Here is an 18,035-nt window from a genome sequence, read left to right on the forward strand (position 1 = left end):
GTGGAAATTTTGCCAAAAGACCACGATGAGCGTGATATTATCGATGAGGATTTATATGAAGAGATTGACGAGGAAGAGCTGACAGAACTGGTGGAAAAAGAACGCCGAAAAGCTCTGGAGCGTGCGCAATCAGAACAGAATCAGAAGCCAAAACGTCCCTTTCCAAAGTGGGCGTTTTGGCTGATTGCATTTGTGATGGTATTTAATGTAATTGCACTCCTGCCTAAAACATTTTCTGTTCCGGCAATTGACTTTCTGATTACGTCAGCAAGGCTGTCGGCCCAGGATGATATTCAGTCCTATAAAGAGTCAGTTGTCGTGATCGAAACCGATGAAAAGACGAAGGGCACGGGATTTTCGGTTTCCGCGGATGGCAAGATTATAACTAACCACCATGTAGTGGAAGGGGAAAAGACGGTTACTGTAGCATTCCCGGATAACACGTTATTTTCCGGAGAAGTTAAAGCGACTTATCCATCAGTTGACCTTGCAGTTGTTGAGGTGGAAGGGGAAAATCTGCCGCATCTTAGATTGGCCGACAATCCCGAGTATAAACAAGGAAAGCAGGTTTATTTTATAGGAAACCCCTTGAATTTTAATGGAATTGCCAATGAAGGAACTGTAATCGAAGACATAACATTAAATGACTGGAAAAAATCAGTGATAATGATGGAAGCCCCAGTATACCGGGGGAACAGTGGAAGCCCGGTAATCAATCAAAATGGGAAGGTTATAGGAGTCGTATTTGCTACCCTCGACCATGAAAAGCACGGACGTGTTGGTCTTTTTATTCCGATAGAATACTTACAATCGGAAAAGGATTAACCTGTTGTGTTGTTTATGGGGATATGTACAGGGGTAAATGTACAGTAAAGGAGGGTTATAAATGTTCAAATACGCAACAGATTTAACGGAATACAATATCGATGCAACCGACGGCGAAATGGGTAAGATAAATGACCTGTATTTTGACGATGATAAGTGGGTTATCCGCTATGCTGTGGTGGATACACGCAAATGGCTTCCATCTAAACGGGTATTACTTTCACCTGCCGGATTCGAACGGCTGAATCTGGATAAAAAACGAGTAGAGGTTAAGTATGATAAGGATAAAGTACGCCACAGTCCAGAAGTTCCTGAAGATACTTCCATTACTCCTGAAACGGAAATTTCCCTTGCCGGATACTATGGATGGAACAGGTACTGGATGGGCAATATGATGTGGGGCGTTCAGGACCGTCCAATTACTGATTATCACCAAATCTCCGCTGATGAAGAAAAGCTGCGGGACGAGTTCAATATGCAAGAAAATAAGACCAAATACAACCTTAGAAGTGTGGAAGAAGCACTTGATTACCGTGTACACGGTAATGACGGTAAGCTTGGCAGGGTAGTTGACCTAGTAATCAGTGATGACCATTGGAAAATTAGTTATATTGTGATTCATCTGGATGGAAAGCCTATTGGTGAGCATTTATACACCATTGACCCTGAGCGGATTCAGAACGTAGACTGGTTTGAAGGCGACGTTTATGTTGATTATAAAGTAGACGAATTCAAGGAGCACAAAAGCTACCGAACAAAGGAAGACGTACTTGCCGCGGTTGTCGGGTAAAAGAAGATGACTTTTAAAGGTAAGTTGTTCCAGTATATGAATTAGCAGGCCAAATCGCTTAGCGGTTTGGTCTTTTTTTATATGAAAACTATTAGGTTCAGAAAATAACAAAATGTAGATCCGAAAAATCAGTGGAGAGGATCCTCATTCCGTTAAACGGCAATAAAGGGCCTGAAAAAAGGGTGAATAGGATCCTGGTTCCGCTAAGTACGAAATATCCATGTAAATTAAGGGGGAAAAGTATCAATAGCGGAATGAGGATTACATATCGCGCTCTAAACATTCGATTTATAAGTAATTACGGCATGAGAATCCTCCCAATCACCACACACGAGTACTAAGAGTAATCCAGGTTTTTTAATCTTTTTTTGATTTTTTCTACCATATTGCAGCTTTTTTGCCGTTAATAATAAAGAGTAATGGTTTTTTAACCAAACTGTAATTTTTCTGTGCTAGTCACTTTCAGGCAGGTGCGTTAAGATTAATCATATTGAACTAAATTCCTAAAAAAAAGATGGTGGATACATCATGACAATAAATATAGATGCGAAATATATGAAAATATACAATAATAGTATCATTACCACACCCAAAAAGTATGCTATTGGACCGAAATCTATAGGGCTGGGGGTGGCAAAGACTGATGATCAGTCAAACGTCAGCAAAAGACAGACCTCTTGAAGAAATGATTATTTCTGCCCAGCAAGGTGATCAGGCTGCACAGAATTATCTGCTTAAAAGTTATCAGCCGTATATCGCCAAGTGTGTATCAGAAGTTTGCAAGCGATATATTGACCCACAGAAGGACGACGAGTTCAGTATTGGACTTGCTGCATTCAACGAAGCTATTCTGTCCTATTCGCCGGAGAAAGGCAGCTCCTTTTTATCTTTTTCCAAGCTGGTTGTTAAACGGAAGGTTATTGATTATATCCGCTATATTCAAAAAACCCCCCATGCAACTTCACTGGATGAAAGCTTTGAGGATGAACAGCTGGAGAACCCGCTGGAAATAATGGCGGTTAAAGATATTTATCAGCAAGAACAGGAGTCATGGTTCCGCAGAGAAGAGATTCTGGATTTTAAAGAGAAATTACGGGCGTATAAACTAACTCTGGACGAATTGACAAAAGCGTCGCCTAAACATAGGGATGCACGTGAATCAGCTATAATGGTGGCCAAGACCCTGTTTAACGATGTGGAACTGCGCGAATTTGTAAACAAGAAGAAGAAACTGCCAATTAAAGATCTGGTTAAAAAAGTGAATGTAAGCAAAAAAACACTGGAGCGGAATCGGAAATTTATTCTAGCGATTTTTGTTGTTCTTAGTGAGGATTATATGTATCTTAAGGAGTATCTCAAGGGGGTGGGTTAGTGAAAAAAGGGATTTTAATGGAGACGAACCGCCGATACAGCATTATGATGCGAAGTGATGGCGTATTTGAAAGAACAAAGCCTGTTCAGGGAGTCTCCATTGGGGAGGAAGTGCGTTATCAGCCACTTCCGGAGAAAAGGGGCTTTGCACTGTTGTCGGGGAAAACAGTTGGAGCCCCTTACCGGATTACTGCAATGGCGTGTATGCTGTTGCTACTCGTTATGCCATTTTATTTTGTCCTTCAAACAGATAGTACATATGCATATGTAAATATCGATATTAATCCAAGCATTGAGCTTGAAATAGACGAGGACCTGGAAGTCACATCAGTTAATCCGCTGAACGAGGATGGACAGGTGATCGCCGATAAACTCGAGGGATATAAAGGTGATAAACTGAACCTGGTTATTGATTATATAGTAACTGAAAGTGAGAAACTCGGATTACTTTCTAACGGAAAAAATATGCTTGTCGGTGTAAGTTATTTATCCGATCAGACTGACGTTTCTGTCTTAAGCACTGTGGACGACTATTTCATGACTAATAACCAGGACTGGAACATTGCGACCTTTAATGTGCCAAAAGAGATACGCGAACAAGCGCATAAGAATAAGCAGTCGATGAACAAAATAATGGCTGCAGGATACGCCGAATCCGGGAAGGAAATTGAAACTCAGGTAGCAGAATCAGGTGATGTTAATGAGCAGGAAAAAGCAATTATTAATTCATTTTTTAATGCCGGGGAACCGGAGATTACTGTAACAGAATCTGAGGAAGTTATTGAGGAACAAGACACCGGATCAGGACAATCTGCAGAAGAAGAAAAGCAGCCTGATGAGAAAGCTGAGACTGTTGAAGAGACTGCGACAAATATGCATCCGAGCGAGCTGAAAGAGAAAAACGGGACCATTCACTCAGAGGGGAAAAATGAAAAGAGTAATGGAAATCCGCATAAAAACAAAACGGAAAAACCCGGCAAGAATGTAGAGAGAGATAACGAGCCGAACGGCAAAGCAAAAGGATATTATAAAAACGAAGACAAACATGGACATAATAGGAAGGACAAACAGGATAAAAATCCTAATCCTAACAGCCATGAAAAGAATAAGCATGATAAAAAGCCAAACAAAAATGCAGATGAAAACGCAAAAAATAAAGGGAATTAATTAGTAAGAGGCCGTCGAAATGACGGCCTCTTTTTCTTGGTGAAGAGGAAATCCTACCTGCAAAAATGGAACTTTGGCATCCGGCAAGTGGCAGGTTTTTTCTAGTCATACTTCCATCGCAACGGTAGGAGTGTATTTCATAGCATGGTCGATATAGTAAAGAAGGGAGTCATGCGAATCGATGATTTTGTACTGGTCGAGTGAGTAATGGTACGCGTGAAGGAAATGCTGGATTTTTTTTGAAAGCATATCATCATTTGTTCGTACCATTAGGACAAGCAAATCATCCCATTGGCCCCAGAGGGTGTAGTACAAAGCTTTATCATAATCCGGGATATCCATTTTTATTTGCCCTCCTTTAACAGCAAAGGATTAGTTATAGTTTCCCCGATAACTATTTATATTGTCTGTAACAAAAATGGTGTGTCTGCCAATTTTTACAGCACAATGAAAATATTTTTTGAAAATGAATAATGCACTTATGCTGTAGCATACTAAGGCAAAACAGCAAGGAGGAATTTAACTAATGAAAAAATGGATGCTTTTTTGCCTTATTTTGATGATGTCCCTGGTACTTGCCGCATGTGGAGGTAATGGCAATGAGGAAGGACAAAATGGCGGCGATGATATGAATGTGGAGCAGACCGGATTTGATGGTAACGACGGTGCTGACAACATGAATAATAATGGTAACAATGGTAACAATAACGCCAATGGAAATGGTGAAAATCAGTATGAGCTAGCTGAGAAAGCAGCTGATCGTATTTCAAACCAGGTGAACGGCGTAGGTCAGGCTTATGTACTCAAGACAGACAATAACGCGTATGTAGCTGTTGAACTGGAACAGGACAATAATGGAAACAACGGAAATAATAATGGAACCAATGGAACTAACGGTAATAATGGTAACACCAACGGAAATGCGAATAATAACGGCACTACAGGTAACAATGGAAACAATAATACAGATGGCATGAATAATAACCAGGAACATCAGGGAGACCAGCTTACAGAAAAAGTTAAGAATCAAATTTCAGAGATTGTAAAGTCAGTCGATAACGACGTGGAAAACGTTTATGTTTCCACCAACCCTGACTTCTTTAACCTCACAAATAATTATGCTGAGGATGCCGGTAATGGTGATCCGGTTGAGGGGATTTTTGACCAGCTCGGAAATATGATCGAGCGCGTTTTCCCGGATAACCCAGCTGAATAAGGCTAAGGAAAGCGGACGAGTACACAGCTGCACCCTGTGTACTCGTCTTTATTTTGTAATACGAGTCAACTTGTGGTATTCTTTACATATAATCCATACTAAACATAGTAAATTACTATGAATTTAATGGAGACGGAGTTGAATTTAATGGGACGTGAGTTTCTGGGCTTATTTGAGGAATGGGCCGACTCATACGATGACAGTGTAGCTGGAATTGACCCTCAATATAGAGCAGTTTTTGCTGATTATGATAAAATTTTAAAGGAAGTATGCAAGTGCTCGTTCGGCCATGTGTTGGAGTTCGGTGTAGGTACGGGGAACCTCAGTGCGAAGCTTATGGAGTTTGGGTATAAGGTTACAGGTGTTGAGCCTTCTGCTGCGATGCGAAAGAAGGCCTCTGAAAAGCTTCCTGAACTGGAGCTTTATGAGGGAGACTTTCTTAATTACCCGGCACTTTCCGATATGGTTCATACCATTGTAAGTACCTATGCGTTTCACCATCTGACTGATTTGGAGAAGGAAGAGGCAGTAAGGAAATTTGCGGGTCTTCTGTATCCAACGGGGAAAATCGTTTTTGCGGACACCGTGTTTAAGAGTGAAGAGCAGAAGGAACAAGTAACTAGAGAAGCGTTAGAGCAGGGATACAACGATCTTGCGGCAGATTTGAAGCGGGAGTATTATACCACTATACCGGAGCTGCGGGGGATTTTTACAGCAAATGGTTTTCATGTTACGTTTGAACAAATGAATAGTTTTGTATGGCTGATTGCAGCTGTGAAAAAGTAAAAGGGAGAGATTAACAATGGCAGAAAAAATGAATGTGGAAAGTTTCAACCTTGATCATACGAAAGTCAAAGCCCCATATGTGCGTCTGGTAGGAGTAACTGAAGGCTCGAATGGTGACAAAGTTTATAAGTACGATATCCGTTTTAAACAGCCGAACAAAGCTCATATGGATATGCCGGGTCTTCATTCAATTGAACACCTGATGGCAGAAAATATCCGTAACCATATGGACAATGTGCTCGATATTGGACCAATGGGCTGCCAGACAGGTTTTTATCTGGCCATTCTTAACTATGATGATTACGATAAAGTGCTTGATACACTGGAAAAAACCTTGCATGACGTTCTGGAAGCTGATGAAGTGCCGGCGTGTAACGAGGTGCAGTGCGGCTGGGCAGCAAATCACAGTCTAGAGGGTGCCAAGGATATTGCTCGGGAAATGCTCGATAAAAAAGACGAATGGCATATTGTTTTTGCCGAGTAAGAGGTAGACGACATGGCAATGTACCATTCAATCGGTGAACTGATAGGTGATACTCCCCTTCTGGAAATAACCAAATTCCAGCTTCCGGAGGGGGTACGCCTGTATGCCAAACTTGAGTTTTACAATCCCGGCAGCAGTGTGAAAGACCGGCTGGGTGTAGAACTGATTAATGATGCCCTGGAAAAGGGGAAGGTTAAGCCTGGCGGAACAATTATTGAACCGACAGCAGGGAACACCGGTATAGGGTTGGCCCTTGCTGCAATGGAGAAAGATCTATCCGTTATATTCTGTGTCCCTGAGCATTTCAGTATTGAAAAACAACAGCTGATGCAAGCACTTGGTGCGAAAATAATCCATACCCCAAAAGAGGATGGAATGGTAGGTGCCATTGATAAGACGAAGCAACTGGTTGATGAAATACCAAATAGCTATTCACCACAGCAATTTTCAAATCCAGCCAATCCGGCTACATACTACAAAACTTTGGCCCCTGAACTATGGAAGGACTTAAATGGCGAAATCGATGTATTTATCGCTGGTGCCGGGTCTAGTGGTACTTTTATGGGAACTTCCCGATTTTTGAAGGAAAAAAATAATCATCTTCGAGCAGTGATTGTGGAACCAGAAGGCTCGATCATTGCTGGTGGAGACCCAGGCCCACATAAAACGGAAGGCATTGGCATGGAATTTTTTCCGGGCTTTTTTGACCGAAACCTTATTGATGGGATATGCACGGTCAGCGACAAAGATGCCTTCGAAATGGTTAAGCAGCTTGCAGAGAAAGAAGGGCTGCTGGTAGGAAGTTCTTCTGGTTCTGTAATGTATGCGGCATTGCAGGAGGCTCAAAAAGCTAAAAAGGGTACGAAGATTATAACCGTTTTCCCTGATGGCAGTGACCGCTATTTGAGTAAAGGAATTTATCCGATAGAAAACTGAAGGAGCGAGTGACAATGCGAGCAAAAACAAAAATGATTCACGGAGGCATTACCGGCGACGAGCGAACAGGTGCCGTTTCGGTTCCGATTTATCAGGTCAGCACCTATGAACAGGACTCAGTAGGAAAACACCGGGGATACGAATACTCTCGGACCGGTAATCCAACACGCCATGCGCTTGAAACCGTAATTTCCGAACTGGAAAACGGCAAAGCGGGATTCGCATTCGGATCTGGTATGGCGGCGATTACTTCTGTTATGATGCTGCTTGATGCCGACGACCATATTGTGATGACCGATGATGTATATGGCGGAACATACCGGCTCATGACCAGTGTTTTAAACAGGTTTAAACTGGACCACACATACGTCGATACAAGTAAGCCGGAAAAAGTCGAAGATGCAATTAAGGAGAATACAAAAGCACTTTATGTGGAAACTCCAACAAACCCTCTTCTGAAAATAACCGATATAAAGCGGATGGCTGAGATAGCGAAAAAACACAATCTCTTATTGATTGTTGATAACACATTTGCAACCCCATATTGGCAGCAACCGCTTGATTTGGGAGCAGACATCGTACTGCACAGTGCCACCAAGTATATCGGCGGCCACAGTGACGTTGTGGCAGGACTTGTGGTGGTGAATGACGAGGAGCTGGCTGAAAAGATTCACTTTATCCAGAATTCGGCAGGAGGGGTTCTCGGACCGCAGGATTCATGGCTTTTGATGCGTGGAATAAAAACGCTTGGGATTCGGATGGAAGCTATTGAGCGTAATACAGAAAAGCTGGTTGACTTTCTGCAGAGCCATGAAAAGGTCAGTACGATTTACTACCCGGGTATTGAGTCACACCCAGGTAATGGCGTGGCTAAACAGCAGGCGAAAGGATTCGGCGGAATGGTTTCTTTTGACGTTGGAAGTGAGGAAGCGGCTGAAAAAGTACTGAGCCGTGTGAAGTACTATACCCTGGCTGAGAGTCTTGGTGCAGTAGAAAGCCTTATCTCAGTACCAGCTAAGATGACCCATGCCTCCATTCCAGCCGACCGCCGGGCAGAACTTGGAATTACCGATGGTCTTATCCGGCTTTCAGTTGGAATAGAGGATGCCGATGATCTGATTGAGGATCTGGAGCAGGCATTGAAATAAATTAAGGAAAAGAACAGCCGCGCGCTGTTCTTTTTTTGAGGGAAGCCGAAGTTCAATATCGGCAGTAAACAGGGAGATCTACAGCAATACCTTACCCGTTCTTACAAAGCTGTTAATGACTGATAGTTTACATTAAATCGACAGCTCACACAGCGCTTTTGTGTTATGATAAACTATAGCGAAAATAGAATGGGAGGAATCTGCCAATGAGTGAACAGGCACTTAAATATCTTAAAGAAAATCGTGATCAGCTTTTAACCAAACTAAATGAATTTCTTTCGATTCCGAGTGTGAGTACGGATAGTGTACATAAAAAGGATATCAATGAAGCAGCTAAATTTTTGGAGACCTACCTGAACGATATTGGTTTTGATAAAGTGGAAGTCCAGGACACTGGTGGCCATCCGCTCGTATATGCACAGTATAATCAAGCAGGGCCTGACGCACCGACAGTTCTTTTATACGGGCATTACGATGTCCAGCCGGTCGATCCTATTGATCTATGGGACAGTGATCCATTTAAGCCAGAAATTCGGGACGGACGGTTGTATGCTCGCGGTTCGAGCGATGATAAAGGACAGGTTTTCATGCATCTGGCTGTTTTTGAAGCATATATGAAAACGGAAGGTAAAATTCCGCTAAACGTAAAAGTGTGTATTGAGGGAGAAGAGGAGATTGGAAGTGAAAACCTGTATCAGATTCTCCGTGATAGGCAAGAACAGTTTGAAGCTGACTTCGCGGTAATCTCGGACACCGGAATGGTAGCCAAAAATCAGCCAACTATTCTGTACGGGTTGAAAGGATTCACCGGAATTGAAATTAATGTTACCGGACCGGATCATGACCTGCATTCTGGTATGTATGGTGGTGCAGTTCGCAACCCGGTTGTGGCGCTGAGCCACATCCTCGCGTCGATGAAAAATGAAGAAGAAGTTGTCACTGTTGATGGTTTCTATGATGGTGTCGAGCCACTGCCCGAGGAAGAACGAGAACTGATCCGTAATGTTGAGGGAGAAGACTACCAGGAGACTACTGGCGTAAAAGAGACGGTATCTGAGAAAGGTTATACAGCAAAAGAACACACCATGGCCCGTCCAACATTTGAAATAAACGGAATGTACGGCGGCTATCAGGGTGAGGGCACGAAGACCATTATCCCATCAACTGCTACTGCGAAAATCACCTGCCGTCTGGTACCTGGTCAGGATCCTGAGCGGATTCAGAGCCTGCTTGAAAAGCACGTTTATGATGTGGCGCCTTCCGGGGTAACCGTTGAGATTAAAAAAGAAAAATTGTCAGCGAAAGCATATAAAGTGGAACCAAATCATCCACTAATTGAAAAGGCAGCTAAGAGTTATACAAAGGCATTTGGTAAAGAAACAGTTTATGTACGGATGGGCGGATCCATCCCAGTGGTAGAAACAATTGAAGACATTTATAAAATGCCGATTGTACTGCTCGGTTTTGGGACGCCGGACGACCGGCTGCATTCACCGAATGAAAGCTTTCCGCTCGACAGTTTTGATAAAGGAATGGAAACACTTGCTCATTACTGGGCTGAAGTAATCGATAAATAATAGTAATCTCCCTCTGCCACCATTACAACCAGAGGGAGGTCCTTTTTATCAAAAAGACGCTGAAGAAATGTTCATACCGGAAATTTGGTTAAATACATATAAAACTGAACAACTGTACCAAAGTTATCTCCTCCAAATAAAAAGCAAATCCACCAACTCAAGTCCGGTAAATTCTTTTCGCTTTTTGTTCGATATAGTGCAGTGGATATATAGATATTAGGCGATTTGAGACGAGAATCAGGCGTAAAAAGAGCTGTATCAGGCGATTTGTGCTCAAGACTAGGCGAAAATAGAACATTTACAGGCGATTAGCCTAATCGTGGGCTTTTCTCGGACCGAAGATGCTTACTCAGCACCTGAACCTGATTTAATGAGCGCAATTCACCCTTCTTACAATCTGCGGGAACTTTTGTCATATTTCCTGCGTCTAAGGGATATCACGTTATACGCTGTTTTTTTAAAAAATAGCTGATCCTTGTAGTGCGCGATCTATCTAGATGTTGTTGTGACAATTGAAAGAACGGATTGAAAGAAGCAGCATATTGTAGAAATAAGTGAAAAATAAAAGATTCCTGAATAATTTCAGGAAACTGGGAATATATAATGAAGTATGTATTCTAAAAATATATTTTTAGGTATGCTGGTAATACCTGTAATTTTAAGTGGATGTGGGGAAGCAGATACTGAATTGGTCTCAGATGCAAGTGTCAGTAAAAAGGTCAGTATAGAACAAAAGGCAGAGCCTGAGGTGTTGGTTTCTCAACATGGCCAAGCAGCGGCAAGTCTTCAGACATTTGCGGAAGAAGCACCAACAGCAAGTGCTGGTCCACTTGATGTACCGTTATTATTACAAATGGCGGAACCGCAATTATATAATGGCTGTGAGGTCACCAGTCTTGCCATGATATTAAATTATCATGGCTATGAAACTACGAAAAATGAACTCGCCCAGAAAGTGCCAAGAGTCCCGCTAACATATGAGAATGGTTTGAAAGGGAATCCGAATCAGGGATTCGTCGGTGATATGGTTGACGGGCCGGGGCTAACCGTCTATAACGGTCCAATCTATGACCTTGCCAGACAGTACACAGGGGACAGAGCGGTCAATCTGACGGGACAGCCAATCGAGAAAGTTTACGAGAATATTGCACAGGGTCTTCCAGTTTGGGTAATCACCACAGTAAACTACCAGCCCGTTAATGACTTCCGTACGTGGGAAACCCCTTCAGGTAAAGTCCAGGTAACGTTCAGCGTTCATAGTGTGGTTGTCACCGGCTATGACAAAGACTATGTGTATCTCAACAATCCATACGGTGTTAAAAACCAGAAAGTACACCGGGATGCTTTTGAAAAAGCTTGGGAGCAAATGGGCAGCCAAGCGATAGTCATTAAGCATAAACCTGTTTCCTGAGTAGGAAAATAGGGTAATATAAATGAGTAGCATAGCAGAACGAGGGGGCATCAATATATGAGATTTGCAATTATTACCGGAGTTTCGAAAGGGTTAGGCGAGGCTGCCGCGAAAATTTTTATGGAATCCGGTATTCACGTAGTAGGCGTCTCACGGAGCAACAATGAGACTCTCGAAAAATATGCTTCCGAACATGATGTCACATTCCAGCACGTATCCTGTGATTTGGGTGATCCGAGAAAAACAGAGGATGCCTTCACTCAAATAAGCAGAGATATCCTTTCAAGGAAGCCTTCAACCGTATACTTAATAAATAACGCAGCTGTATTGGAACCAATCGGCAAATCAATGGCAATTAAAGGTTCTGATCTGGCATACCATGTTCAGGTGAATACAGTTGCCCCGATGATAATTACTAATTTATTCCTTCAGCATGCCACTGAATTGGATATCCCGCTAATCAGCACAACGATTACTTCCGGAGCGGCAGAGCGTCCCATGTACGGATGGAGTGCATATTGCTCGACAAAGGCAAGTATAAATATGTACACCCAGACCGCGGCGCTTGAACAGGATCAGCTGAAAACGCAGAATAAAGTGATCGCATTCAGTCCTGGAGTAATGGACACCAATATGCAGGAGAAAATCCGCTCCACCAGTAAGAACGAGTTTGCGGATGTGGAAAAGTTCAAGGAATATAAGGAAAAAAATATGCTGAAGAGTCCTGATACTGTTGCCGGCGTACTAGTTGATATCCTGACTGACGAAACTGGAATTATTAACGGTAAGATATATAGTGTAAAGGATTATCTCTAAAAAATGCAGAGAGTCAGTTGGCTCTACTGCATTTTTTTCATTCTAAAACCCTCCCTGTTAATTTTCCCGCGATTTGTGATAAACTTTAGGTTGTTATAAAATTTTGTGAAGATATAACCTGAAAAACATATGATAGTCAAGACACTATTCATTCGACTGGGAAAGGAAGAAGAGTATGATTACACGAAAGAGCAAACGTGAAATTGAGAAAATGAAGGCGGCGGGCGACCTGCTCGTTGCATGTCATAAAGAAGTTGCTAAGATGATTAAGCCTGGCATCACTACAATGGAAATCGATAAGTTCGTGGAAGACTATCTTGCCAAGCACGGGGCTACCCCAGAACAGAAAGGATTCAGCGATTATCCATATGCTATCTGTGCCTCAATCAATGATGAGATTTGCCATGGGTTTCCGCGGGAGGAACAACTGCAGGACGGCGACATTGTCACCATCGATATGGTTGTTAATCTGGACGGCGGTCTTGCCGATTCAGCGTGGACGTATGCGGTGGGAAATGTGGACGAAAAAGGTCTTAAACTGATGGAGGTCGCTAAAACTTCCCTTTATAAAGGAATCGAGCAGGCGCAGGTCGGCAAACGCCTGGGCGATATCGGTCACGCAATTCAGACATATGCCGAGGGTGAAGGTTTCTCAGTTGTTCGTGATTTTACAGGGCATGGAATTGGACCAACAATCCACGAAGAACCGCATATTCCACACTTCGGTCTGCCAAACAAAGGCCTTCGTCTGAAAGAAGGCATGGTCATCACGATTGAACCGATGATTAATGAAGGTACCTGGCAAAGTCAAATGGATTCTAATAACTGGACTGCGCGGACCATTGACAAGGGCCGTTCAGCCCAGTATGAGCATACTGTGGTAATCACGAAGGAAGGACCGGTTCTGACAACCGATCAGGAACAGTAATTCAATGAGAGGAGAGACTGAGTATGAGGATTGTTTCGATTTGTCCCAGTAATACGGAGATCGTGGAATACCTCGGAAAGAGTGAACTGCTAGTGGGCGTGGACGATTATTCGGACTGGCCGGAAAGAGTTCAGCAAATTCCAAAAGTCGGACCAGATTTGTCGATTGATATGGACAAAGTCGCAGCGCTTCAACCTGACTTGGTCCTCGCCTCCTTAAGTGTCCCCGGTATGGAAAAGAATATCCAAGCATTAAACAAAAAAGGGTTACCATACATTATTCTTGACCCGAGCTCGCTTGATGAGATTGCGTCCGATATTGAAACTGTCGGGGAAGCGCTAGGTGAGAAAGCGTTGGGAGAACAACGGGCAGCCTATTTCCGTAGTGAGATTGCCGCCTTTCGGAAAAAATACAGCAATAAACATGATAGGCAATCATTGTACTGGGAATGGTGGCCGAAACCGGTATTTACTCCTGGAAATGTTAATTGGCTTACGGAAATCAGTGAGCTTGCAGGTGCCCGGAATATTTTTGACTCAGAAGAAACAGCGAGCTTTCAAACTGACTGGGAAGATGTACGAAAACGTGATCCTGACCATATTTGTATGGTATGGGTCGGGGTAAAAGAATCCAAAATGCGGCCTGAACTGTTGCTCAAACGGCCCGGTTGGAGGGAGATGCAGGCCGCACAAAACAACCGGATTCACGTGCTGGAGGAATCTCTATACTGCCGCCCATCACCGCGGCTACTAGAAGGACTTAAAAAACTGGATAAAATATTAAATTAAATCCCACCGTCAGCGGTGGGATTTTGTGATAGGCATGTTCGTCTGGAGAGTGGTTTTGATCGTTAGCTGGGAATGTGGAAAATATAAATACAATTGAAATACACATGAGAATGTATAAAGCGAGATCCTGAATGTTGTTCAGCTTATTTTCTTTCTCGTTCAGTATTAACCGGATAAAGTAAATGGTGAAAGCAGTTAGCGCAGAGAGGGTTAATACTATAAACATCGTCCCATCAGACAGCATAAATAGCAGCATTGCTCCCATCAGCGCACCCATCAATCCTTCCATCATGCATTCGATTTGCCCAGTATCCCCTGTGAATTTCCCTATTAAAATTCCAGTCAGCAAAGCGGTAGCACTGCTCGAGAATAAGGCAATGCTAAGACTGCCGGGAAAAATAACTGCCGCAATCACCCCATATCCAAATCCGTAACCCATACCCATAGCCATGATGAGTGTATGAAACAACGGTGACTGTTGGTGATTCTTATTCCTACCCATAAAATAAAATAGTACAAGTAAATTAATGATTATTACAGCAATTGAATAGCTGATCAAGTATATCCTCTCCTCATTAAAACTTGTACTATTCTATGTTGTTGGTCAATAATTTATTTACTTAATTTTATTGCCTTCCCACCAAATAACACGGTGATAACCGGGCTGATAAGACAGAAAAACGCGAATGGAAGATAGGTTAATACGGGTACACCAAGTACGTCTGCGATAAACACACCGCACACGCTCCATGGCACAAGAGGGTTGATCACCGTACCGGCATCCTCCAGTGTCCGGGACAGTACCTTATTTGATAAGCCGGCATTTTCATATACTCCTTTGTACGTTTCTCCGGTCAGCATGATGGAGAGGTATTGCTCTCCGATAAAAACGTTGACACCGATTGCAGTAGCTGCGGTGGACACGATAATTGCTCTTACCTTTTGCAGTTTCTTCCGGAATGTCTCAAGAATTGATGGGATAATCCCTGTTACGAACAGCAGACCACCGAATCCAAGCGCTAAAATTACAAGCGAAATGGTGAACAGCATACTGTTTATGCCCCCTTTGGTCAGAAGGCTGTTAACCTGTTCAAAGTTTGTGTTTCCGGTATAACCATTGAACCAGATCGACCAAATTTCCGGCCAGGTTAGCCCGCTCGTTATCCGTGCCAGCAACGTAGCGGTTAAGCTGCTTGCTGCCAGTGAAATAAACGCAGGGACTTTGAATATGGTAGCCAAAATCAATAGAATGATCGGTAGCCACGAGGTCCATTCAATCAGGCCTGTCGAATCAAGACTTGCCTGGTATTTTTCGATGTTATCAGCGGATATTGGCGTATTGGGTGATATCAATACAAAAAGAATGAAAGAAATAATAAATGCTGGGATAGTTGTTAGACTCATATGTCGTATATGCTCAAACAAGTCAACACCAACAATTGTGGAAGCCAGGTTGGTAGTATCTGAGAGAGGAGACATCTTATCACCAAAAAACGCTCCAGAAACCACGGCCCCTGCTGTAATCGCAAGTGAGGCATCCATTGCATCTGCCATTCCAATGAAAGCAACTCCGATTGTCGCAGTGGTCGTCAGTGAACTACCAAGCGAAACGCCAACAATGGCAGTGATTGCAAATACAACTGCATAAAACCATGTTCCTCCGATAAATGTAAATCCCGTACTGATCAGTACTGGGATTGTACCACTGATCATCCAGCTGCTGATAAGCACGCCAATCAGCAGAAATAGAAATACTGCGCCCATCCCAGACTTGGCACCTGAAGTCATGCCTTCTTCCAAATCACTAAATGAAACCCGTTTCGATAGGCCGTATAGAAACAGCACAAAAATCGCAATCAAGATTGGAATATGCGGAACTGTTCCAAGACCGATAAGAAAATAACTTATAAGACCTACAGTAAAGATGAAAAATATGATTGACTCGCCTAACGATGGGGTATGTTTCGGACTTATTGGAAACATAGTAAATCCTTCCTTTCAATATAGTTTTTTATAATTAATTCTTTTCTTAAGCTTAGTTGCTCCTTTACCCTAGCAGTTGATGGAAACTACGACATAAAAGGTTTACTGATTTCCGCTCCGAGCAGTCGCTTTCACCACTCCGGGTACAAGTCCAACATCTGTTCAAGCTAAAGCTTTCACAGTGTTTCCTTTGCCGCCGGGTAACGCTTCAACTTCCTCGGAAGAAATCCATTTCCTGCGGGAAGAAGGCTTCGGTGAGACCCCACAGTGCGCTACACGAGGAGGCTCACCAGCCACCCGCGAAAAGCGTAATGTATTTCCGAAGCGAATCTTCCCTGTTACATCACATTTTATATCAAAAACAACAACCTTTTAGAAAACAGCCTAAATAAAAAAAGCCCCGCCCCTTGGAATAGGGACGAAGCTTTTTCTCCGCGTTACCACCCTGATTGACGAGAGCGCAAATGCCTCTCATCCTCTCAATTCAGATACCCCACTGTTACGAATGTGTAATTCAGATGTATTCCTGCCAGAGCTTTCACCTGCCGCTCTGTCTCTTGATGCTGCCTGGAAAAATCCTACTCCGCATTCCCGGGTAATTATTTTATTTTCTTTTAAGGTATGATGTATGACTATACACGGTGACTAAATTGTTTGTCAACAACTTTTTTGAGAAAAAGTAGCGATTTAAATTCTTTTTAAAATTTAAAATATGCGTTATAATAGGTTCAATTTTCAAGTTGGGGATGACATAGATGACTGTTAATGCTGTGGAAAAAAGTAATACATCACCTTCGTTACACATGATTAAAAAAGGAATGGCAGTAGGTTTTCCGATTATGCTTGGGTATCTTCCGGTAGCAATCACGTACGGTGTTCTTGCAAAGCAGGCCGGAATGACCCTGACAGAATTAACGTTGATGAGTGTCATGGTTTTCGCCGGCGCAAGCCAATTTATGGCAGCAAATATGATCGCAGTCGGAACTGGTGCCCTGGAAATAATTGTTGCGACATTTGTACTTAATTTCCGCCATTTTGTGATGAGTCTTTCGTTTATAAATCGTTTAAGAGGGATTGGACTAAAAGCGAAAGTTCCTTTATCATTGGGGCTGACAGACGAAACATTTGCTGTTTCAGCATTACATACAAAAGAAGCAAAAATGGAAAAAGGCGCCCTCTTTTATACGGCAATTATTTTAACAGCTTACTTCTCGTGGGTTGCAGGCTCCTTTCTTGGCGGTGTGCTCGGTGAGGTAATCCCTGCACGGTTAAGCCAAAGTATGGGAATAGCACTTTATGCAATGTTCATTGGTCTTCTTGTTCCTTCTGTGCGGAAAGAATGGCGACTTGGAGTCATTGCGGTGATTGCCATGCTAATCAATGCGGTGTGCAGTCAATTCATGAGCCAAGGATGGGCAATCGTACTCGGAACTGTCCTTGGCGGGTTAAGCGGCGTATTTCTGCTGAAAGAGGAGGACCGGCAATGATTTTTGCGATTATAATTGGCATGTCGCTCGCGACTATGATTCCAAGAGTTATACCAGCATTTATTGTTGACCGGCTACAATTCAGGGGCTGGGTTAATAAATGGTTGAACGCGATACCGTTTGCTGCACTGGGAGCCCTTATTTTCCCGGGAATTTTAAATGTGAAGGCTGATCAGCCGCTGGTCGGTTTGACAGGCGGGGCGATTGCCATTGTGCTGGCGTATCTTGGGCTAAATATTATTTTAGTTGTTGTCGGCGCAATACTGACCGTATTTCTTTTTTCCATTTAGGTAGAGGTTGTCAGGATAATTGGCGGGGGGAA

19 protein-coding genes are annotated in these 18,035 nt (G+C 42.9%); 16 read left to right on the forward strand and 3 right to left on the reverse strand.

What is annotated here, in order from left to right; translation table 11 throughout:
• Window positions 1-9: 9 nt before the first annotated feature.
• The 4 genes from ACFO3D_RS12980 to ACFO3D_RS12995 all read left to right on the forward strand — a co-directional run bounded on the left by ACFO3D_RS12980 (window position 10) and on the right by ACFO3D_RS12995 (window position 4,153).
• Window positions 10-825 carry a S1C family serine protease gene (locus ACFO3D_RS12980; RefSeq protein WP_390296621.1) on the forward strand — a complete coding sequence of 272 codons (816 nt, stop codon included), beginning with the start codon at window positions 10-12 and terminating at the stop codon, window positions 823-825.
• A 61-nt stretch (window positions 826-886) separates the two neighbouring features.
• Complete coding sequence (locus tag ACFO3D_RS12985) at window positions 887-1,615, forward strand: PRC-barrel domain-containing protein (protein ID WP_390296623.1); 729 nt, start codon at window positions 887-889, stop codon at window positions 1,613-1,615.
• 643 nt (window positions 1,616-2,258) lie between these two features.
• On the forward strand, window positions 2,259-2,987 hold the full coding sequence (gene sigI / locus ACFO3D_RS12990) for an RNA polymerase sigma factor SigI (RefSeq protein ID WP_390296625.1): 729 nt from the start codon (window positions 2,259-2,261) through the stop codon (window positions 2,985-2,987).
• Window positions 2,987-4,153, forward strand: coding sequence for an anti-sigma-I factor RsgI family protein (locus ACFO3D_RS12995; RefSeq protein ID WP_390296627.1), 1,167 nt, complete (start codon window positions 2,987-2,989; stop codon window positions 4,151-4,153). The genes sigI and ACFO3D_RS12995 overlap by 1 nt, the downstream gene beginning before the upstream one ends.
• Window positions 4,154-4,258: 105 nt before the next feature.
• Here the strand turns inward: ACFO3D_RS12995 and ACFO3D_RS13000 are convergent, their stop codons facing one another.
• Window positions 4,259-4,495: a YhdB family protein gene (locus tag ACFO3D_RS13000; RefSeq protein ID WP_390296629.1), complete on the reverse strand. Its 237-nt coding sequence runs from the start codon at window positions 4,493-4,495 to the stop codon at window positions 4,259-4,261.
• Between the two features lie 184 nt (window positions 4,496-4,679).
• On the opposite strand from ACFO3D_RS13000, the gene ACFO3D_RS13005 reads away from it, so the two are divergent.
• From ACFO3D_RS13005 to ACFO3D_RS13050, 10 genes are all read left to right on the forward strand, one after another.
• Entirely contained in the window at window positions 4,680-5,369 is a 690-nt protein-coding gene (locus ACFO3D_RS13005) for a YhcN/YlaJ family sporulation lipoprotein (protein WP_390296631.1), read from the forward strand.
• 147 nt (window positions 5,370-5,516) lie between these two features.
• Complete coding sequence (locus ACFO3D_RS13010) at window positions 5,517-6,155, forward strand: class I SAM-dependent DNA methyltransferase (protein WP_390296633.1); 639 nt, start codon at window positions 5,517-5,519, stop codon at window positions 6,153-6,155.
• A gap of 16 nt (window positions 6,156-6,171) precedes the next feature.
• A complete protein-coding gene (locus ACFO3D_RS13015) occupies window positions 6,172-6,639 on the forward strand; it encodes an S-ribosylhomocysteine lyase (protein ID WP_390296635.1) in 468 nt (155 codons plus the stop codon).
• Between the two features lie 12 nt (window positions 6,640-6,651).
• Window positions 6,652-7,575, forward strand: a complete 924-nt coding sequence (locus ACFO3D_RS13020; protein WP_390296637.1) for a PLP-dependent cysteine synthase family protein — start codon at window positions 6,652-6,654, stop codon at window positions 7,573-7,575.
• 14 nt (window positions 7,576-7,589) lie between these two features.
• Complete coding sequence (locus ACFO3D_RS13025) at window positions 7,590-8,723, forward strand: bifunctional cystathionine gamma-lyase/homocysteine desulfhydrase (RefSeq protein ID WP_390296639.1); 1,134 nt, start codon at window positions 7,590-7,592, stop codon at window positions 8,721-8,723.
• A 206-nt stretch (window positions 8,724-8,929) separates the two neighbouring features.
• Window positions 8,930-10,300 (forward strand): dipeptidase, encoded by a 1,371-nt coding sequence (locus ACFO3D_RS13030; RefSeq protein WP_390296641.1) that lies wholly within the window; start codon window positions 8,930-8,932, stop codon window positions 10,298-10,300.
• Between the two features lie 610 nt (window positions 10,301-10,910).
• Window positions 10,911-11,711: a C39 family peptidase gene (locus ACFO3D_RS13035; RefSeq protein WP_390296643.1), complete on the forward strand. Its 801-nt coding sequence runs from the start codon at window positions 10,911-10,913 to the stop codon at window positions 11,709-11,711.
• A 57-nt stretch (window positions 11,712-11,768) separates the two neighbouring features.
• On the forward strand, window positions 11,769-12,527 hold the full coding sequence (locus ACFO3D_RS13040; protein ID WP_390296645.1) for a (S)-benzoin forming benzil reductase: 759 nt from the start codon (window positions 11,769-11,771) through the stop codon (window positions 12,525-12,527).
• Window positions 12,528-12,702: 175 nt separating this feature from the next.
• The gene (gene map, locus ACFO3D_RS13045) at window positions 12,703-13,455 is read left to right on the forward strand and encodes a type I methionyl aminopeptidase (RefSeq protein ID WP_390296648.1); all 753 of its coding nucleotides are present in this window, start codon (window positions 12,703-12,705) and stop codon (window positions 13,453-13,455) included.
• Between the two features lie 23 nt (window positions 13,456-13,478).
• Window positions 13,479-14,243 (forward strand): cobalamin-binding protein, encoded by a 765-nt coding sequence (locus ACFO3D_RS13050; RefSeq protein WP_390296650.1) that lies wholly within the window; start codon window positions 13,479-13,481, stop codon window positions 14,241-14,243.
• On the opposite strand, the gene ACFO3D_RS13055 is transcribed toward ACFO3D_RS13050, so the two are convergent.
• Together ACFO3D_RS13055 and nhaC are read right to left on the reverse strand one after the other, a co-directional pair.
• Window positions 14,215-14,802 carry a hypothetical protein gene (locus ACFO3D_RS13055; protein WP_390296652.1) on the reverse strand — a complete coding sequence of 196 codons (588 nt, stop codon included), beginning with the start codon at window positions 14,800-14,802 and terminating at the stop codon, window positions 14,215-14,217. The two genes, ACFO3D_RS13050 and ACFO3D_RS13055, sit on opposite strands and share 29 nt — an antisense overlap.
• A 53-nt stretch (window positions 14,803-14,855) precedes the next feature.
• Window positions 14,856-16,226 (reverse strand): Na+/H+ antiporter NhaC, encoded by a 1,371-nt coding sequence (gene nhaC / locus ACFO3D_RS13060; protein WP_390296654.1) that lies wholly within the window; start codon window positions 16,224-16,226, stop codon window positions 14,856-14,858.
• Window positions 16,227-16,981: 755 nt separating this feature from the next.
• On the opposite strand from nhaC, the gene ACFO3D_RS13065 reads away from it, so the two are divergent.
• Entirely contained in the window at window positions 16,982-17,713 is a 732-nt protein-coding gene (locus tag ACFO3D_RS13065) for an AzlC family ABC transporter permease (protein ID WP_390296656.1), read from the forward strand.
• Window positions 17,710-18,003, forward strand: coding sequence for an AzlD domain-containing protein (locus tag ACFO3D_RS13070; RefSeq protein WP_390296658.1), 294 nt, complete (start codon window positions 17,710-17,712; stop codon window positions 18,001-18,003). The genes ACFO3D_RS13065 and ACFO3D_RS13070 overlap by 4 nt, the downstream gene beginning before the upstream one ends.
• The last annotated feature ends 32 nt before the right edge of the window (window positions 18,004-18,035 follow it).

Source organism: Virgibacillus kekensis (assembly GCF_042654125.1).
Taxonomy (GTDB): domain Bacteria; phylum Bacillota; class Bacilli; order Bacillales; family Amphibacillaceae; genus Lentibacillus; species Lentibacillus kekensis.

What these genes read in the sequence shown, in the direction of transcription:
- ACFO3D_RS12985 (WP_390296623.1), top strand. Translation starts at nt 887, where the DNA reads ATGTTCAAATACGCAACAGATTTAACGGAATACAATATCGATGCAACC.
- sigI (WP_390296625.1), top strand. Translation starts at nt 2,259, where the DNA reads ATGATCAGTCAAACGTCAGCAAAAGACAGACCTCTTGAAGAAATGATT.
- ACFO3D_RS13000 (WP_390296629.1), bottom strand. Translation starts at nt 4,495, where the DNA reads ATGGATATCCCGGATTATGATAAAGCTTTGTACTACACCCTCTGGGGC.
- ACFO3D_RS13005 (WP_390296631.1), top strand. Translation starts at nt 4,680, where the DNA reads ATGAAAAAATGGATGCTTTTTTGCCTTATTTTGATGATGTCCCTGGTA.
- ACFO3D_RS13010 (WP_390296633.1), top strand. Translation starts at nt 5,517, where the DNA reads ATGGGACGTGAGTTTCTGGGCTTATTTGAGGAATGGGCCGACTCATAC.
- ACFO3D_RS13015 (WP_390296635.1), top strand. Translation starts at nt 6,172, where the DNA reads ATGGCAGAAAAAATGAATGTGGAAAGTTTCAACCTTGATCATACGAAA.
- ACFO3D_RS13020 (WP_390296637.1), top strand. Translation starts at nt 6,652, where the DNA reads ATGGCAATGTACCATTCAATCGGTGAACTGATAGGTGATACTCCCCTT.
- ACFO3D_RS13025 (WP_390296639.1), top strand. Translation starts at nt 7,590, where the DNA reads ATGCGAGCAAAAACAAAAATGATTCACGGAGGCATTACCGGCGACGAG.
- ACFO3D_RS13030 (WP_390296641.1), top strand. Translation starts at nt 8,930, where the DNA reads ATGAGTGAACAGGCACTTAAATATCTTAAAGAAAATCGTGATCAGCTT.
- ACFO3D_RS13035 (WP_390296643.1), top strand. Translation starts at nt 10,911, where the DNA reads ATGTATTCTAAAAATATATTTTTAGGTATGCTGGTAATACCTGTAATT.
- ACFO3D_RS13040 (WP_390296645.1), top strand. Translation starts at nt 11,769, where the DNA reads ATGAGATTTGCAATTATTACCGGAGTTTCGAAAGGGTTAGGCGAGGCT.
- map (WP_390296648.1), top strand. Translation starts at nt 12,703, where the DNA reads ATGATTACACGAAAGAGCAAACGTGAAATTGAGAAAATGAAGGCGGCG.
- ACFO3D_RS13050 (WP_390296650.1), top strand. Translation starts at nt 13,479, where the DNA reads ATGAGGATTGTTTCGATTTGTCCCAGTAATACGGAGATCGTGGAATAC.
- nhaC (WP_390296654.1), bottom strand. Translation starts at nt 16,226, where the DNA reads ATGTTTCCAATAAGTCCGAAACATACCCCATCGTTAGGCGAGTCAATC.
- ACFO3D_RS13065 (WP_390296656.1), top strand. Translation starts at nt 16,982, where the DNA reads ATGACTGTTAATGCTGTGGAAAAAAGTAATACATCACCTTCGTTACAC.
- ACFO3D_RS13070 (WP_390296658.1), top strand. Translation starts at nt 17,710, where the DNA reads ATGATTTTTGCGATTATAATTGGCATGTCGCTCGCGACTATGATTCCA.